This is a genomic window from Paraburkholderia sp. SEWSISQ10-3 4, assembly GCF_030464785.1.
Taxonomy (GTDB): domain Bacteria; phylum Pseudomonadota; class Gammaproteobacteria; order Burkholderiales; family Burkholderiaceae; genus Paraburkholderia; species Paraburkholderia aspalathi.
Genome location: NZ_JALPRI010000007.1, coordinates 237344 through 251400 on the forward strand (window position 1 = coordinate 237344; position 14057 = coordinate 251400).

A 14057-nucleotide genomic window follows, 5' to 3' on the forward strand; every position below is an offset into this window, starting at 1 on the left:
CTGGTTGAATTAGGTCAAACGCCTTCTTGAATCCAGTGCGAAGCTTTCTCGGCGATCATCATCGTCGGGCAGCTCGTATTGCCGCTGGTGATCGTGGGCATCACACTCGCGTCCACCACACGAAGTCCTGCAACGCCGCGCACGCGCAGATGGCTGTCGACAACGACATTCGGATCCGCTAACGTGCCCATCCGAACCGTACCGACGGGATGGAAGATCGTGGTGGCGATGTCCCCGGCCAGCTTCATGAGTTCGGCGTCGGACTCGTATTGCGCGCCCGGCTTGTACTCTTGCGGGCGGTATTTCGCGAGCGCCGCCTGGCTCGCAATGCGTCGCGTCAGGCGAAGGCCATCTACAGCGACTTTCCGATCGTCTTCCGTACTGAGGTAGTTCGGCGCAATGGCCGGCGCATCCTCAAAGTTGCCGCTCTTGATGTGCACCGTGCCCCGGCTCGTCGGGTTCACGTTGGCAACACTTGCGGTGAACGCCGGAAACGTGTGCAGCGGCTGCCCGAAAGCGTCGAGACTCAGCGGCTGCACGTGATACTCGATGTTTGCGTGCTTCCTTGACGGATCGCTTCTGGCAAAGGCCCCGAGCTGGGAGGGCGCCATACTCATCGGGCCGGATCGGTGCAGCGCATATTCAAGGCCGATCTTCGCCTTGCCGAGCATGTTCGAGGCAAGAACGTTCAACGTGTCGCAGTTTTCAACCTTATAGACCGCGCGAATCTGCAGGTGATCCTGCAGATTTTCGCCGACGCCAGGTGTGTGTTGAACAATATCGATGCCGTGCTTTTTCAATAGAGATGCCGAACCAATCCCCGAGTGCTGCAGAATGTGCGGCGATCCGATCGCACCCGCGCTAAGCACGACTTCGCGGGCGGCATTCACCGACACAAGCTCGCCATTGCGAACGATTTCCGCGCCGGTGCAACGCAGCGCACCGTTACTGTCGCGTTCGATGTTGAGCTTCTTCACGTGGGCGTCAGTCCACGTCGTGAGATTCGAGCGGTGTTTGATCGGACGCAGGAAAGCCTTTGACGTATTCCAGCGCCAACCGTTTTTCTGCGTGACATTAAAGTAGCTCACGCCGAAATTGTCGCCCTTGTTGAAATCGTCGATGATCGGAATGCCGGCCTGCTCCGCTGCTTCGGCAAACGCATCAAGAATTTCCCACCTGAGACGCTGCTTTTCGACACGCCACTCACCGCCGCTTCCGTGAATCTTTGCAATCGCCTCGGCATTGGCGTTCAGCCGTTCGTGCTGGCTCGGATCGAGTTTGTAGAAGTCTTCGTGAGCCTTGAAGTCCTTCAATGAGTTGTTCCATGTCCATTCCGGATTATCAGTCAGCTCGGCCCATTGGTCGTAGTCGCGCGCCTGGCCACGCATGTAGATCATCCCGTTGATACTGGAGCATCCGCCCAGCGTTTTGCCGCGCGGATAAAGGATCTGCCGGCCGTTGAGTCCTTTGTCCGGCTCGGTGCGGAATTGCCAGTCCGTGCGCGGATTGTCGATGCAATACAAATAGCCGACGGGGATATGAATCCACATGTAATCGTCACTACCGCCCGCCTCCACCAGAAGGACATTCCGGGTCTTGTCAGCACTCAGGCGATTCGCGAGCAGGCTGCCGGCAGAACCGGCGCCAATAACAATAAAGTCAAATGTCGTACTTTCCATTTGCATCCCATTTACCCTCGCGAGCGTTTTCATCGCTGCCGACATAAATTAGACCGATCGTCTATTTAAATAGAAAAAAAACGGCGCTAACCCAGCCCGGCGAAAAAACCGTCCGCGAAAATGTGCAACGCTTCAGGGCCGCCTTCGAGCTTTGCCCTCAACACTGCGCCTTCCCAGCCGATCCAGAAGAACGCCGCAAGTTTCGAACAATCGGCCCCTTCCGCAATCTCGCCGGCCGCCTGCGCTTCCTTCAGACACCTTGCCGTGCGAGCTTCCCAGTCGGCGAAAACCTCGCGCAACCGTATGCAATGACTCTCCGGAAGTACCGCAATTTCCTGCCCGAGATTACCGACCAGACACCCACGCCGAAAGCTGTAGCGTTTCATCCCTGCTTCCGCATCCGCGACAAAATCGTGGAAGCGCTGCAGCGGTGATTTCGATTTGTCCGTGAAAAACCAGTTTAGCTTTCTCGCGAAATACGCAGCGTAGCGGTCGATCAATTCGAGGCCGAATTCTTCCTTGCTTCCGAAGTAGTGATAGAACGAGCCCTTTGGCACATTCACGCTGCGCAAGATCTCGTCGATACCCGTGGCGGAAAAACCTTTTTCCGTGAGCGCAGCAACGCCCGCCCGCACGAGAATCTCCCGGGTTTCGCTGTGGCCCGCGAGGTCCTTCGGTGGGCGCCCTCGACGGCGCGGAGCTGTATGCATGTCCATACAGCCGATATTAGACCGTCCGTCTACAAAATTCAACGTGAAGCGGCGTGTTGTTACAGATTGGCGCAACTCGCAGCGGGACAGGCCCTGCAGGTCGCCAGGCGCACGGCGACCTGCAACCGGTCGAACCGGATTGCGGCTTAGACGAGCGTCAGCGTAACGTCAATGTTGTTACGCGTTGCGTTCGAATAGGGGCACACAATATGAGCTCTGTTGATGAAGTCCTGAGCCGCTTCGCGTGCCATGCCCGGCAACGAAATCTTCAACTCGACTTCGATGCCGAAACCATTGGGAATGGGACCGATACCCACGATTCCGTTGATCGATACATCAGCAGGGATAGCGATTTTGTCGCGCGCAGCAACGAATTGCATGGCACCGATAAAACACGCGCTGTAACCGGCAGCAAAAAGCTCTTCGGGGTTGGTGCCTTTCTCGCCCTTCCCGCCCAATCCCTTCGGCCTCGTCAGCTTCAGGTCAAGTCCGCCTTCCGGCGCCACGGCGCGGCCTTCGCGGCCTCCGGTAACTTCAGCGTGTGCACGGTACAGGACGTTTTCTATCGACATAGTCAGCTCCTTATTGATGATTCAGATAACGGGCGCAACCAGTAGCGCCCCCCGTGTTGCCTTAGTGCCCAGCGCTCTGACCGCCGTCGACGTGCAGAATTTCGCCCGTCACGAACGGCGCCGAGTCCAGATACAGGATCGCGTTGACGATGTCGCTCATCTCGCCCATATGGCCCATCGGATGGAGTGCGCCGAGTGCCCCGTGCGTTTCGGGGGCGTGCATCGGCGACTTGATGATGCCGGGAGCAACCGCGTTCGCGCGGATACCGCGCTTCGCATATTCGATTGCGAGTGACTTGGTGGCTGCGTTCAAACCGCCTTTAGTCAGCGACGCCAGTACCGACGGCACACCGTCGATGGCGTGGTCGATCAGGCTGGTCGTGATGCTGACCACGTGGCCGCTGTTGTTCTTCTCCATTTCGGCGATCGCCAACTGCGTGATGTAGAAGAAACCGTTCAGATTCACGCCCGTCACCGAAGCGTAGTCTTCAGACGTATAACCGGTGAACGGCTTGGCGATGAAAACACCGGCGTTGTTGATCAGCGTGTCGATGCGGCCGAAGCGTGCCACGCCCTCGGCAATCACGCGACGCGCCGTTGCCGGATCAGCGATGTCACCCGCCACTGTCACGATGTTGGGATCTTCGGACGGCTTGATGCTGCGTGCCGTTGCGACGATGCGGTAATCAAGCTTGCGAAATGCTTTGACGGTCTCGGCACCAATGCCTTGCGATGCGCCAGTAACAACTACGACCTTTTGCGACGTGCTCATGGAATACCTCGAATATTGGATTGGGCTTTCTTGCCCACCGGGCCGGTGGCTCCGATAGGTGCCTAATCTAGGTGTATTCACGCGCTGAGCAAACACCCGCTATGGACAAACTATTTTGCGTGAGCGGAACAAATCGGATCGAGGTTCGGGGATTGATGGGCCGGCACGGGTCAAGCAACGGTTTGATTTCTTATCTTTGGCCGCCCGCCATGCGCTCGCCCGGCATCATCCTCTGTTCGCGAACGCAAGCACGACGGCGTCGCTCAGTTCGTCGGCGATTTGAATGTGTGGGGATGCCCCCGCCGCAGTGAAAATCGTGAACTCGACATCCGGCAACGAAGGCAAGCCGGCATCCGGCGGAATTACGCGCAAGCCGTGCACGAGTTGTGTCTGGACCACCGGCGTCACCGCAAAGCCAGCCTGCGCTGCGGCGCACAGACCGGCGCCGCTCGAGCACACCAGCGCTATCCGGTAATCGCGGCCAGCCCGGGCGAGTGCGGCCAATGCCACCTCACGATATGGGCACGGCTCGGGCAATACCGCGAGCGGCACTGGAACGCCGGGCGTGAGCGCAGCCCACTCGGCGCCCGCCCACACGAGCGGTTCGCGCCAGAGAACCCGTCCAGAACGGCCACCCTCGCAGCGGCCGCCGATCACCATGTCGAGTTCGGCCTGATCCATCGCGTGCAGCAGTTCGGCGGGAATGCCGACCCTGACACTGAAGGCGATGCGCGGGTAGCGCACTGCGAACGCATGCATGACATTCATCAGTCTGACGTTGGCGAGGTCGTCGGAGAGACCGACCCGGATTGCTCCCTCGCTGGGTCCGCGAAGCATCTGTGCCCGTGCGTCACGGTTGAGCGCGAGGATGGCCCGCGCGTAACCCAGCAGCAGCTCGCCGTCCGCCGTGAGCGTAATCGAGCGCGTGGTGCGCGCGAGCAGCTCGCGGCCGGTCTGTTTTTCCAGACGCCGCAGATGCGCACTGACGGCAGACTGCGTCAGATTGAGACGGGCGGCTGCGGCCGTGAAGCCGCCTTCCTGAACCACGGCCACGAAGGATCGCAGCAGCACGGTATCGAACATGGAATAGCCCTTTCCTATACAGTGCGATTCGAACTTAATCTGGCGATGATACTTCGTTTATATTTCGAATCGAAATATGTTGTGATGGCAACTTCCAACCCATTCGGAGTATCGTCATGTCTACCTTGCTGCACATTGAATCGTCTCCGCGTAAGAAGCGATCGGCTTCTCTCGACGTCGCTCGCGCGTATATGGACGCGTACCGCGACACGCATCCGGCTCATCGGATCGACGTGCTTGACCTCTGGTCAGTCGCGCTGCCGGAGTTCGACGGTGACGCGCTCGATGCCAAATATGCCGACCTGAGCGGCACACCGCTCAGCGAAGGCCAGCAGCAGGCGTGGACGAGCATCCGTGAACTCGCGCAGCGACTGCACGACGCCGATACGTTGCTGTTCTCCTTGCCGCTGTGGAATTTTTCCATTCCCTACAAGCTCAAGCATTTCATCGACGTCGTGTCGCAGCGCGGCATTCTGTTCTCATTCGATGAGCGTGGATTGCAGGGCTTGCTGAAAGAGAAGAAAGCGGTGGTCGTTTATGCGCGAGGTCTCGACTATTCAGTGGGCTCGAGCACACCCGCCCATTCGTTCGATTTTCAGCGGCCATATATGGAAGCGTGGCTGCGATCCGTCGGCGTGACCGACGTCAAGTCGATCGTCGTCGAGAAAACACTGCTTGGTCCCGAACTCGATCACGCGGCGAGACAGGCGGCACGCGAGCTGGCGGCGGCGCTGGCGCAGGAAAATTAATTCGGCAAACGAAATATTTCGCGGTGCACGGGGCGGCTCAAGCGCCCCGCAATTCGCGCACGCCCTTACCTATCCGCCGCCGCAGCAAGGTTCGCAAGGTGTGGCCGTCCGCATACCCGACCTGCTCCGCAATGCGATCAACCGTGAGCTTGGTCGTCTTTAGCAGATGAACGGCCCGCTCCACCCGAAGATCCTGAATGTACTCGACAGGCGTTTTACCGAGCACGCCATTCAGACGTCGCGTCAACGTCCGCGTGGTGGTCGCCAATGCATCGGCGACAACGTCGAGCGAAATTGTCGTGTCGAGGTGTTCACGTACCCAACGGTCGAAACGCTCGACGAGCGGGTCCGAATGGGAAAGGTGATCGGAAATCGCATAGGCAGACTGCGACAAGCGCGAATCGAATACGAGGTACCTGGCGACGAGCGCCGCAAGCTCAGGGCTGTAATTTCGGATCAACCAGAGGGCAAGGTCGACATGGCTCAAAGCCGCGCCTGCCGTTAGCGCGCTACCGCTCGGAACGACGATGCGATGCGCGTCCAGGTGCACCTTCGGGTAGCGCTGCCGGAACAGTGGCGAGAGCCACCAGGTAGTCGTAGCTTCGCCACCATCGAGCAAGCCGCTTTCAGCCAGCACGAACGTACCCGTACAGGCGGCCGCAACGCGGGCCCCGCCCTCACGCCATGAACGCAAAGCACCGAATGCATCGACCACATCGTTCCGGCCGAGCACGGGCACGAGATCTTCGCCCGTCATGCGGTTGAGCGCCGGTAACACAACCCAGTCCGGCGCAGGAGCGTCGCTCATATCGTGAACGGGCACTTGCATCCCAAGTGCGGTACGCACCTCGGGCCGGATCCCCACGATAGTGATGTCAAAGCGCGTTGTGGCCATCCCCATCGTGCACGCAAGACCGTTGGCCATCGTCAGGCTATCGAGCACCGTGGTGAGACCTGTGTCGAACACTCCCTCGAGTGCGAGGACAAAAATTCGCATGGCAGGATTGGTACCAATATTGTCGATTTAGACAGTATTCCGCAGCGCACTCTGTTTGTACAGTGTCGTTCACCGCATGAATTCATCACGCGGACAACGGAGAACAGAGATGATCAGGACCGCGTTATTTGTCCGACTTGAAGCCAAACCGGGAAAGGAGCAGGAACTCGCAGACTTCCTTGCCGCCGGTCTGGAAATGGCAGGCCAGGAAGCGACTACGCCGATCTGGTTCGCCCTCAAACTATCGCCGACCACATTCGCCATCTTCGACGCGTTTGCCAGTGAAGAGGATCGCCAGGCACACCTGCAGGGTGATATTGCCAAAGCCCTGATGGCGCACGCCGACGAGTTGCTGGCAAGCCCTCCGTCGATCGAGGCGATCGATGTTCTGGGCATGAAGAATCAACTGGCGTGAGTTGCTTGCGCCTCGGTAGCGCACCAATCCAACCCATCCAGCCGCACAAGATGCTTGTTGCAGACGTGACGTCCGCCAGCGTCTGACATTCCGATTCAATCACATTCATATAGATGGAGTAACTCGTGTCGATTCATTACAAATTAGGTGCTCTGTTTGCCGCCCTTACGCTTTCGGGCGCATCTTTTGCGCAAACGCCTGACGTCAAACCGGAACGGATTCGCGGCGATGTTGTGTCCTGCAAGGGCGAAATTCTGACCGTACACCGGAACAGTGGCGACACCGTGTCTGTCGACGTCAAACCGGACGTCGGGGTATCGGCGTTCAAACCCGCCAAGCTTTCCGACGCCAAAGTCGGTTCATACGTGGGGACGCCGGCGATCACGGGCAGCGATGGAAAATTGACGGCCACTTCGATGATCGTTTTTCCTGAGGCCGCACGCGGTACGGCCGAAGGGCATTTCGCTTACGACTTCGGTCCTAACAGCACGATGACGAATGCAAACGTAGTGTCGGTTGTCACTGGCACCAGCGGCCGCGAGCTGAATCTGTCATACAAGGGCGGCAGCAGCACGGTAACCGTACCGGCAAACGTGCCCGTCGTGACACCAGTTCCGGCAAGCAAGACGGATCTGACGGCAGGAAAGAAGGTATTCATTGTGGTTACACCGGGTGCGAACGGCGTTTATGACGCGCACGTGCTGTTCGTCGAAAAGGACGGCGTGGCGCCGCAGTTCTAACGCATTACGTCGCCGACATTGCGTGTCGTCTTTTCCATTCATTCAACAATCCTAATCGACTGTTGCGTTTTCAATATTCAAGGATTTACATGCGCTTTCCGACGTTACGATCCACCGCCGCGCAAGCCGCTGCTGCGCTCTGCCTGCTTACTGTTGCCGCCGCGCCTGCTTTTGCCGCACCCGTCAAGAACATCGTAGTCGTCCACGGCGCATTCGCCGATGCTGCAGGCTGGCGTCCCGTCTACAACATTCTGACGAAGGACGGCTACCACGTCACGCTGGTGCAACAACCTCTGACGTCGTTTAACGACGACGTGACCGCCACAAAACGCGTGCTCGATAGCCTCGACGGCCCGTGCGTACTTGTCGGCCACAGCTATGCCGGCGCGATCATTAGCGAAGCCGGGAACGACGAGCACGTGAAGTCGCTGGTCTACATCGCCGCGCATGCGCTCGACGCCGGTGAAACCATCGGTGAGAACGGCAAGAAGTACCCGGGCGGTCCGCTGTCCATCGTCGGCACATCGGACAATTTTGTTTACCTGAAACCGGCTGACTATCCGTTGCAGTTCGCGCCCGACCTGCCCCGTGCGCAAGCCGAGTTCGAGGCGCATGCGCAGATCCCGCTTGCGGCGTCCGAGTTCTCAGCGCAGGTTTCCGACCCGGCATGGAAGACAAAGCCGAGCTGGTACATGGTCGCTAAAGCCGACAAGATCATCAATCCGGAGCTCGAACGCATGTATGCATCGCGTGCTCACGCGACTACGGTCGAAATCAACGGTGCAAGCCATGCAGTGTTTGAATCCCATCCGCGGGAAGTCGCCGCCATGATCGAACAGGCAGCGCAGCAATCCGGCCAGTAAGCCACGGTGTGCATGCCCGTGACTGGAAAGGCAGCGCGTTGGCGCTCTTCCTGCCGCGGGCAACCTGATCAACTACGAGATCGCTTTGAGCCACGTAACGATTCAACCCGCCTGGGTCCGCATCACGCACTGGATTAACGCGCTCGCCGTTGTACTGATGGTAATGAGCGGCTGGCAGGTGTATGACGCCTCGCCCATCTTTCCAGTCTTGCGATTTCCTTCCTCCATCACCTTGGGTACCTGGCTTGGCGGCGCGCTACTGTGGCACTTTGCGGTCATGTGGCTGCTGGTGACGAATTTCCTCGTTTACGTCGGGCTGAATTTAGCTTCCGGACGTCTGCGTCGCAAACTGCTGCCGCTCAGCTTCAAGTCACTTGCAACCGATCTCGCCGCCGCGCTGCGTGGCAAGCTCGGGCATGAGGACCTCAGCCATTACAACGCCATTCAGAAACTCGCCTACCTGGTGGTAATCGTCGATATCACGCTACTGGTGCTCTCAGGTCTGGCCGTGTGGAAGTCGGTGCAATTTCCGTTGCTGCGCACGCTGATCGGCGGGTACGACAATGCGCGCGTCGTGCATTTCTTTGCGATGAGCGTGCTGGTTGCGTTCTTCTTCGTACACGTCGTCATGGTCGCTCTGGTGCCGCGCTCGCTGCTTCTGATGATTCGCGGACGGTAGTCCATGACTTTTCGAAAACGACCTGTGAAGCCAGATACGTTTCTTTCGTCTCACGCCGAATCCATCATCAAGGATGCACGCAACGAACTGAAAGATCCGGCGCGCCGCCTGCTCGGCAAACGAATTCTCACGCTCGGCGGTATTGCGCTGCTGTCAGGCTGCGATTTGTCCAACGACAAGTCGGTGAACACCATGCTGCGCAAGATGTCGTTCTTCAACGATGATGTGCAAGCCCTGCTGTTCAATCCGAAAGAGATGGCCCCGACCTATCCGGAGTCGATGATCACCCGGCCGTTTCCGTTCAACGCGTTTTACGGCATCGACGATGTGCCCGAAGTCGACGCGGCGACCTACCGCCTCCAGGTGAGTGGCCTCGCGAATGGCAAACGCGTCTGGACACTCGACGAGCTGCGCGCATTGCCGCAGGAAAGCCAGATTACGCGGCATATCTGCATCGAAGGATGGAGCGCGATTGGCCGCTGGGGTGGCGTGCGCTTCTCCGAGTTCATGAAGCGTGCGGGCATGGACATGACGGCGAAGTACGTGTCATTGCATTGCGCGGACAACTATTGGACCAGCATCGACATGCCAACGGCGTTGCATGCGCAGACCCTGCTCACCCTGACCTATGACGGTGCGGTGCTGCCGCCGAAATACGGCTTCCCGATGAAGCTGCGTATGCCGACCAAGCTCGGCTACAAGAATCCGAAGCATATCGTCGCGATCAGTGTGACGAACGAATATCCCGGCGGTTACTGGGAGAACCAGGGCTACAACTGGTTCGGCGGCTCCTGAACAGCGCCTGAATGGCTTCTGAGCAGCGCAAGCCCGCCGCTTGCATCGCTGCGCTCGCCCCTATCAGCCCTCACCGCCAGACAACGCGGCATTGAACACCAACGAAAGCGTGCCAACCAGAATGAGGCTCGACGCCCAGACTGCGTCCAGGTTGAACCAGCTCCGTGACACGAACTTGAGCCCCAGGTAGCGATAGACCAACCAGGCCAGCAGTCCACCAACCGCGATCATGGCGGTGGCATGGACGCCTGAGACAAGCAGCGCCATCCCCAGATTGGAGTCGATCAGTGCGCGTGCGGCCTGATGCCCCCGGTCCATGTCGTACGACCGGCACAGCCCGAGGTAGATCGGCACCAGCATCAGTCCGGCGCCGTGCGCGATGGCAACGGCGAAGGACCAGAGCGCAAGCCGCGACGGCGGGATACGCGCGAGGACACGCGGATGGCGCCGCCAGATCAGAAGGCAGACACCAAAGCCGATGACCAGCACACTCGCGCCGATCTGGATCTCGCGCTGCCAGGTGAGCAGCATTGCAAGCATGGCGAAGGGCACGATCACCACGAACATCGCCAGTACGTGCCCAGCCGCGAGATACAGGAGCGCGGAGAACAGCGCCCGCGCACGTTTTTCCATCAGCCCGCTAGAAACAGCGAGCGGCCATCCCATCGCCGGGTTAAGCCCGTGATAGAGGCCGCTCGCCGCGACGGCTAGCCAAAGGCCGATCTGCGGCCAGCCACTCCCAATCAAGTCCCCACCGACGGGTAGCAGAACGAATCCGTCGAGCAGTCCCCGCCTTCGAGCCGGATCTGGTGAGCCCGGTATCCGTCGGGAAAGTCGACCCAGTACTCCTCGGCCAGTGCAAGGCCGCCGCCCGGTTCAGCCCGCGCCATGACCTGTGCCGCCGGCACACCGGCCGGGTAGAACTGGTCGTCCCACGTCGAGTAGAGCGAGTTGGTCCAGTAGACGCGCTTCCCGTCACGACTGATCTCGACCATCTGCGGACCACCCGCGAAGGTCTGACCGTTCGGGTGAGGCGTGCGCCGTACGATCCCGCCGATGTGCACCGATCCCGTGAGTTTCGGCTTGCGGGGTTCCGTCACGTCGTATTGGCGCATTTCGCCGGTTCCCCAGCAGGCGACGTACAGGAATTTGTCGTCGATGGAGAGATCAATATCGGTGACGAGCGGCGGCACCGCGCCGAATCCCTGCAGCAAGGGCGGAAGCAGTTCCGGATCTGCGGGCTCGGGCGGAATCGTCGCGGTCTTCTCGATGTGAAACTTTCCATCCTCCCGCCACCAGGTCCAGACCGATCCTTCAAGGTTCGTCGTATCCACCACCACGCCGATGAAACCGTATTCGCGGCTGGGATCGTGCGCGGGCCGCACTTCGAGCGCCATCTGATGGTTGGCGCCGAGGTCGATCGTTTGCACGTTGCGCCGCGCCCGCAGATCCCAGAAGTGGATGCGGTGCCCGTACTTGTTCGAGAGAAGATCTTCGGGGACGATCCCGTTCTCAAATTGCGGCGGCAACGCCCACTCGCTCGACACCATGTAATCGCGCGGCAGGTTCCACCAGAAATCGTAGTGTTTCTCCTGCGGCCCACGGTCGATTTCCCAGCGGCCGAGGACCTCGAAAGTCTCGCAGTCCATGATGAAGATTCCCGGCGGCCCGTCTGTGCCATCCTTCCCAGCGCCGCCGAGCGTGCTGACGTAGATGCCTTCCGGTCCGCAATGAACCGTGTGGGGACGCGAGTAGCCCGTCTTGCGGAAGATTTCCTCGGGTTCGATGATCTTGTGGATCTTCGCCTGAGTCGGATGGGGCTTGGTATCCACGATGTAGATGCGCGAGGAGCGCATCCCCGGAATGATCAGATAACGCCGTTCGAGAAAGGCGTGGCCGGTCAGCGGCGAGAGTGACGACGAGCAGGCGTTCCAGCCGAAGTGGTGAAACTCGTCCCCCTTGTTCGGCACCGGCACCGTATGAACCACCTGGCTGTAGGTTGGCGATCCAGGCTTCACGTCTATCACAGCGAGTGCATCGGGCTGCGAGAAATCGGGGCTGAGCAGCAGCGTATAAGCGAAGTCTTCCGCTGGCGCATCCATGGCGAGTTTCGGCGATGCGTGAAACGTAGGATCTGGGCGCATTCCCATGACGGGGTCTCCTGTCGATCTGGTTCGGGGCCGGTAGCGGATGGAGCGACCGGTTGTTTCGCGAACTTCAGCGCGCTTCCCATTTCGTCATACTTAAGCGCGTTACCGTACCCTCATTGTCGCGACATTGGACCGTTAGTGCTGCACGCCCCAACGCCGCACGGTCACGCGTTCGAGCGTATCGAACACCAGATGCTCGATCAGCAGGCCAATCACGATGACGGCAGCCAGCCCCGCGAAAACGCGATCCGTATACAACTCGTTGCGATTCTGAAAGATATACCACCCCAGCCCACCGCTGCCGGAACTCGCACCGAATACGAGTTCGGCGGCGATCAGCGTGCGCCACGCAAAGGCCCAGCCCACGCGCAGGCCGGCAAGAATCGACGGCAAGGCGGCCGGCACCAGGATCAACAACACATGGCGCATACCGGTGAGGCCGTAGTTACGTCCCGTCATGCGCAGCGTCGCCGGCACCGATTGAAAACCGGAGTACGTGTTGAGCGCAAGCGGCCACAGCACCGAGTGCACCAGCACGAACAGCAGGCTGCCGGTGCCAAGGCCGAACCAGAGCAAAGCGAGCGGCAACAGCGCGATGGAAGGCAACGGGTTGAACATCGCGGTCAGCATCGAGAGTAAATCGCGGCCTATGCGCGTCGATACTGCAAGCGAGGTCAGAACAAAGGCGAGTGCGGCGCCAAGCAGATAGCCGCGCAGCAGCACGGACATCGACACCGCCGTTTTCTGCAGCAGTTCGCCCGACCAGACACCTTGTACGAAGGCGCTGAACGTCGCGCCGAAAGTCGGCAGCAGCAGATCGTTGTCGACCGCACGCGCGGCGATTTCCCATATCGCGATCAACACCAGCGCAATCAGCGTCTTGCGCAACCAGCTTTGCGCAAAGAGGCGCTTGCCGAGCGGAAGCGGTGCTTCGAGAACAAGTTCACCGAGCGGTTCGAGCGGACGCTCATACTCTTCGCGAACCGGCGGTAGCAGGACGGTGGGCGTACTCATTGAACGGCCTCCGTTTGTTCGAACAACAGGTGATGGATGCGCGCAACGCTGTGCTGAAAGTCGCTGCGTCCGAAACTATCCTGCGAATACTGGTGACTGTTCAGCTCGGCGCGTACGCGGCCTGGATGCGGCGACAGCAACAGAATCCGGTTGCCGACCACGAGCGCCTCTTCGATTGAATGCGTGACGAACAGCAGCGTGAAGTTCACCTCTTCCCACAAGCGCAGCAGTTCCTCCTGCATCTTGCGGCGAGTCAGCGCATCGAGCGCGGCAAACGGTTCGTCCATCAGCAGCACGCGCGGTTGCATCGCCAACGCGCGGGCAATTGCAACGCGCTGCTTCATACCGCCCGACAACGTATGCGGATAGGCATTGGCAAACGAAGCCAGCCCCACCTTGTCGAGATAATGCAGCGCACGTTCTTTGGCTTCTGCGCGTGAAAGCTTCTTCGCCACCTGCAGCGGGAAAGCCACGTTCTGCAGAACCGTTTTCCACGGCGGCAACTGGTCGAATTCCTGAAACACGACAATACGATCGGCGCCTGGGCCGCGCACAGCAACGCCGTCAAGCGAGATGCTGCCCGACGTCGGCTGGATAAAACCGGCCACGGCTTTGAGCAGCGTCGACTTGCCGCAACCCGAGGGGCCAAGCAGCACGAAGCGGTCGCCGCCATACACGTCGAAACTCACATCGTGGGTCGCGCGAACGATCCGTTCACGCGTGCGGTATTCGAGGTTGACGTGTTCGACCGCGAGCAGTCTTTCGCTGGTCGCCGGAGCGGCCTGCTTAGCATCGTTCGGAAACAGCAAGGTAGGATTGGCCACCATCAGATCGCTCCC

Annotated in this window: 16 protein-coding genes; 6 read left to right on the forward strand and 10 right to left on the reverse strand. The window is 59.7% G+C overall.

The window, feature by feature from the left end; all coding sequences use genetic code 11:
• Nucleotides 1-14: 14 nt before the first annotated feature.
• The 5 genes from M0D68_RS17310 to M0D68_RS17330 all read right to left on the reverse strand — a co-directional run bounded on the left by M0D68_RS17310 (nucleotide 15) and on the right by M0D68_RS17330 (nucleotide 4816).
• Nucleotides 15-1679: a GMC family oxidoreductase gene (locus M0D68_RS17310; protein WP_266210788.1), complete on the reverse strand. Its 1665-nt coding sequence runs from the start codon at nucleotides 1677-1679 to the stop codon at nucleotides 15-17.
• 86 nt (nucleotides 1680-1765) lie between these two features.
• Nucleotides 1766-2395 (reverse strand): TetR/AcrR family transcriptional regulator, encoded by a 630-nt coding sequence (locus M0D68_RS17315; RefSeq protein ID WP_211706886.1) that lies wholly within the window; start codon nucleotides 2393-2395, stop codon nucleotides 1766-1768.
• Between the two features lie 140 nt (nucleotides 2396-2535).
• The gene (locus M0D68_RS17320; RefSeq protein WP_093645792.1) at nucleotides 2536-2961 is read right to left on the reverse strand and encodes an organic hydroperoxide resistance protein; all 426 of its coding nucleotides are present in this window, start codon (nucleotides 2959-2961) and stop codon (nucleotides 2536-2538) included.
• 61 nt (nucleotides 2962-3022) lie between these two features.
• Complete coding sequence (locus M0D68_RS17325) at nucleotides 3023-3733, reverse strand: SDR family NAD(P)-dependent oxidoreductase (protein WP_093645790.1); 711 nt, start codon at nucleotides 3731-3733, stop codon at nucleotides 3023-3025.
• A gap of 225 nt (nucleotides 3734-3958) precedes the next feature.
• Nucleotides 3959-4816, reverse strand: a complete 858-nt coding sequence (locus M0D68_RS17330; RefSeq protein ID WP_093645788.1) for a LysR family transcriptional regulator — start codon at nucleotides 4814-4816, stop codon at nucleotides 3959-3961.
• Between the two features lie 116 nt (nucleotides 4817-4932).
• Here M0D68_RS17330 and M0D68_RS17335 point away from each other — a divergent pair, with 116 nt between their 5' ends.
• The gene (locus tag M0D68_RS17335) at nucleotides 4933-5565 is read left to right on the forward strand and encodes an FMN-dependent NADH-azoreductase (RefSeq protein WP_211706887.1); all 633 of its coding nucleotides are present in this window, start codon (nucleotides 4933-4935) and stop codon (nucleotides 5563-5565) included.
• Nucleotides 5566-5602: 37 nt separating this feature from the next.
• Here the strand turns inward: M0D68_RS17335 and M0D68_RS17340 are convergent, their stop codons facing one another.
• Entirely contained in the window at nucleotides 5603-6562 is a 960-nt protein-coding gene (locus M0D68_RS17340; protein WP_093645784.1) for a GlxA family transcriptional regulator, read from the reverse strand.
• A gap of 109 nt (nucleotides 6563-6671) precedes the next feature.
• Here M0D68_RS17340 and M0D68_RS17345 point away from each other — a divergent pair, with 109 nt between their 5' ends.
• The 5 genes from M0D68_RS17345 (at nucleotide 6672) to M0D68_RS17365 (ending at nucleotide 10054) form a co-directional block, all read left to right on the forward strand.
• The gene (locus tag M0D68_RS17345; RefSeq protein WP_211706888.1) at nucleotides 6672-6977 is read left to right on the forward strand and encodes a putative quinol monooxygenase; all 306 of its coding nucleotides are present in this window, start codon (nucleotides 6672-6674) and stop codon (nucleotides 6975-6977) included.
• 125 nt (nucleotides 6978-7102) lie between these two features.
• Entirely contained in the window at nucleotides 7103-7717 is a 615-nt protein-coding gene (locus M0D68_RS17350; protein ID WP_211706889.1) for a hypothetical protein, read from the forward strand.
• 89 nt (nucleotides 7718-7806) lie between these two features.
• Nucleotides 7807-8580, forward strand: coding sequence for an alpha/beta hydrolase (locus M0D68_RS17355; RefSeq protein ID WP_211706890.1), 774 nt, complete (start codon nucleotides 7807-7809; stop codon nucleotides 8578-8580).
• An 85-nt stretch (nucleotides 8581-8665) separates the two neighbouring features.
• Nucleotides 8666-9259, forward strand: coding sequence for a cytochrome b/b6 domain-containing protein (locus M0D68_RS17360; protein WP_211706891.1), 594 nt, complete (start codon nucleotides 8666-8668; stop codon nucleotides 9257-9259).
• A 3-nt stretch (nucleotides 9260-9262) separates the two neighbouring features.
• Nucleotides 9263-10054, forward strand: a complete 792-nt coding sequence (locus M0D68_RS17365) for a molybdopterin-dependent oxidoreductase (protein WP_211706892.1) — start codon at nucleotides 9263-9265, stop codon at nucleotides 10052-10054.
• A 63-nt stretch (nucleotides 10055-10117) separates the two neighbouring features.
• Here M0D68_RS17365 and M0D68_RS17370 read toward each other — a convergent pair whose 3' ends face one another.
• The 4 genes from M0D68_RS17370 to M0D68_RS17385 all read right to left on the reverse strand — a co-directional run bounded on the left by M0D68_RS17370 (nucleotide 10118) and on the right by M0D68_RS17385 (nucleotide 14045).
• Nucleotides 10118-10801, reverse strand: coding sequence for a hypothetical protein (locus M0D68_RS17370; RefSeq protein WP_211706893.1), 684 nt, complete (start codon nucleotides 10799-10801; stop codon nucleotides 10118-10120).
• Nucleotides 10798-12204 carry a selenium-binding family protein gene (locus M0D68_RS17375; RefSeq protein WP_211706894.1) on the reverse strand — a complete coding sequence of 469 codons (1407 nt, stop codon included), beginning with the start codon at nucleotides 12202-12204 and terminating at the stop codon, nucleotides 10798-10800. The genes M0D68_RS17370 and M0D68_RS17375 overlap by 4 nt, the downstream gene beginning before the upstream one ends.
• 135 nt (nucleotides 12205-12339) lie before the next feature.
• Nucleotides 12340-13218, reverse strand: a complete 879-nt coding sequence (locus M0D68_RS17380) for an ABC transporter permease (protein WP_200621158.1) — start codon at nucleotides 13216-13218, stop codon at nucleotides 12340-12342.
• Nucleotides 13215-14045: an ABC transporter ATP-binding protein gene (locus M0D68_RS17385; RefSeq protein ID WP_211706895.1), complete on the reverse strand. Its 831-nt coding sequence runs from the start codon at nucleotides 14043-14045 to the stop codon at nucleotides 13215-13217. The genes M0D68_RS17380 and M0D68_RS17385 overlap by 4 nt, the downstream gene beginning before the upstream one ends.
• Between the last annotated feature and the right edge of the window lie 12 nt (nucleotides 14046-14057).

Coding starts and splice junctions, on each gene's coding strand:
- M0D68_RS17310 (WP_266210788.1), bottom strand. CDS start 1,679: ATGGAAAGTACGACATTTGACTTTATTGTTATTGGCGCCGGTTCTGCC.
- M0D68_RS17315 (WP_211706886.1), bottom strand. CDS start 2,395: ATGGACATGCATACAGCTCCGCGCCGTCGAGGGCGCCCACCGAAGGAC.
- M0D68_RS17320 (WP_093645792.1), bottom strand. CDS start 2,961: ATGTCGATAGAAAACGTCCTGTACCGTGCACACGCTGAAGTTACCGGA.
- M0D68_RS17325 (WP_093645790.1), bottom strand. CDS start 3,733: ATGAGCACGTCGCAAAAGGTCGTAGTTGTTACTGGCGCATCGCAAGGC.
- M0D68_RS17330 (WP_093645788.1), bottom strand. CDS start 4,816: ATGTTCGATACCGTGCTGCTGCGATCCTTCGTGGCCGTGGTTCAGGAA.
- M0D68_RS17335 (WP_211706887.1), top strand. CDS start 4,933: ATGTCTACCTTGCTGCACATTGAATCGTCTCCGCGTAAGAAGCGATCG.
- M0D68_RS17340 (WP_093645784.1), bottom strand. CDS start 6,562: ATGCGAATTTTTGTCCTCGCACTCGAGGGAGTGTTCGACACAGGTCTC.
- M0D68_RS17345 (WP_211706888.1), top strand. CDS start 6,672: ATGATCAGGACCGCGTTATTTGTCCGACTTGAAGCCAAACCGGGAAAG.
- M0D68_RS17355 (WP_211706890.1), top strand. CDS start 7,807: ATGCGCTTTCCGACGTTACGATCCACCGCCGCGCAAGCCGCTGCTGCG.
- M0D68_RS17365 (WP_211706892.1), top strand. CDS start 9,263: ATGACTTTTCGAAAACGACCTGTGAAGCCAGATACGTTTCTTTCGTCT.
- M0D68_RS17375 (WP_211706894.1), bottom strand. CDS start 12,204: ATGGGAATGCGCCCAGATCCTACGTTTCACGCATCGCCGAAACTCGCC.
- M0D68_RS17380 (WP_200621158.1), bottom strand. CDS start 13,218: ATGAGTACGCCCACCGTCCTGCTACCGCCGGTTCGCGAAGAGTATGAG.
- M0D68_RS17385 (WP_211706895.1), bottom strand. CDS start 14,045: ATGGTGGCCAATCCTACCTTGCTGTTTCCGAACGATGCTAAGCAGGCC.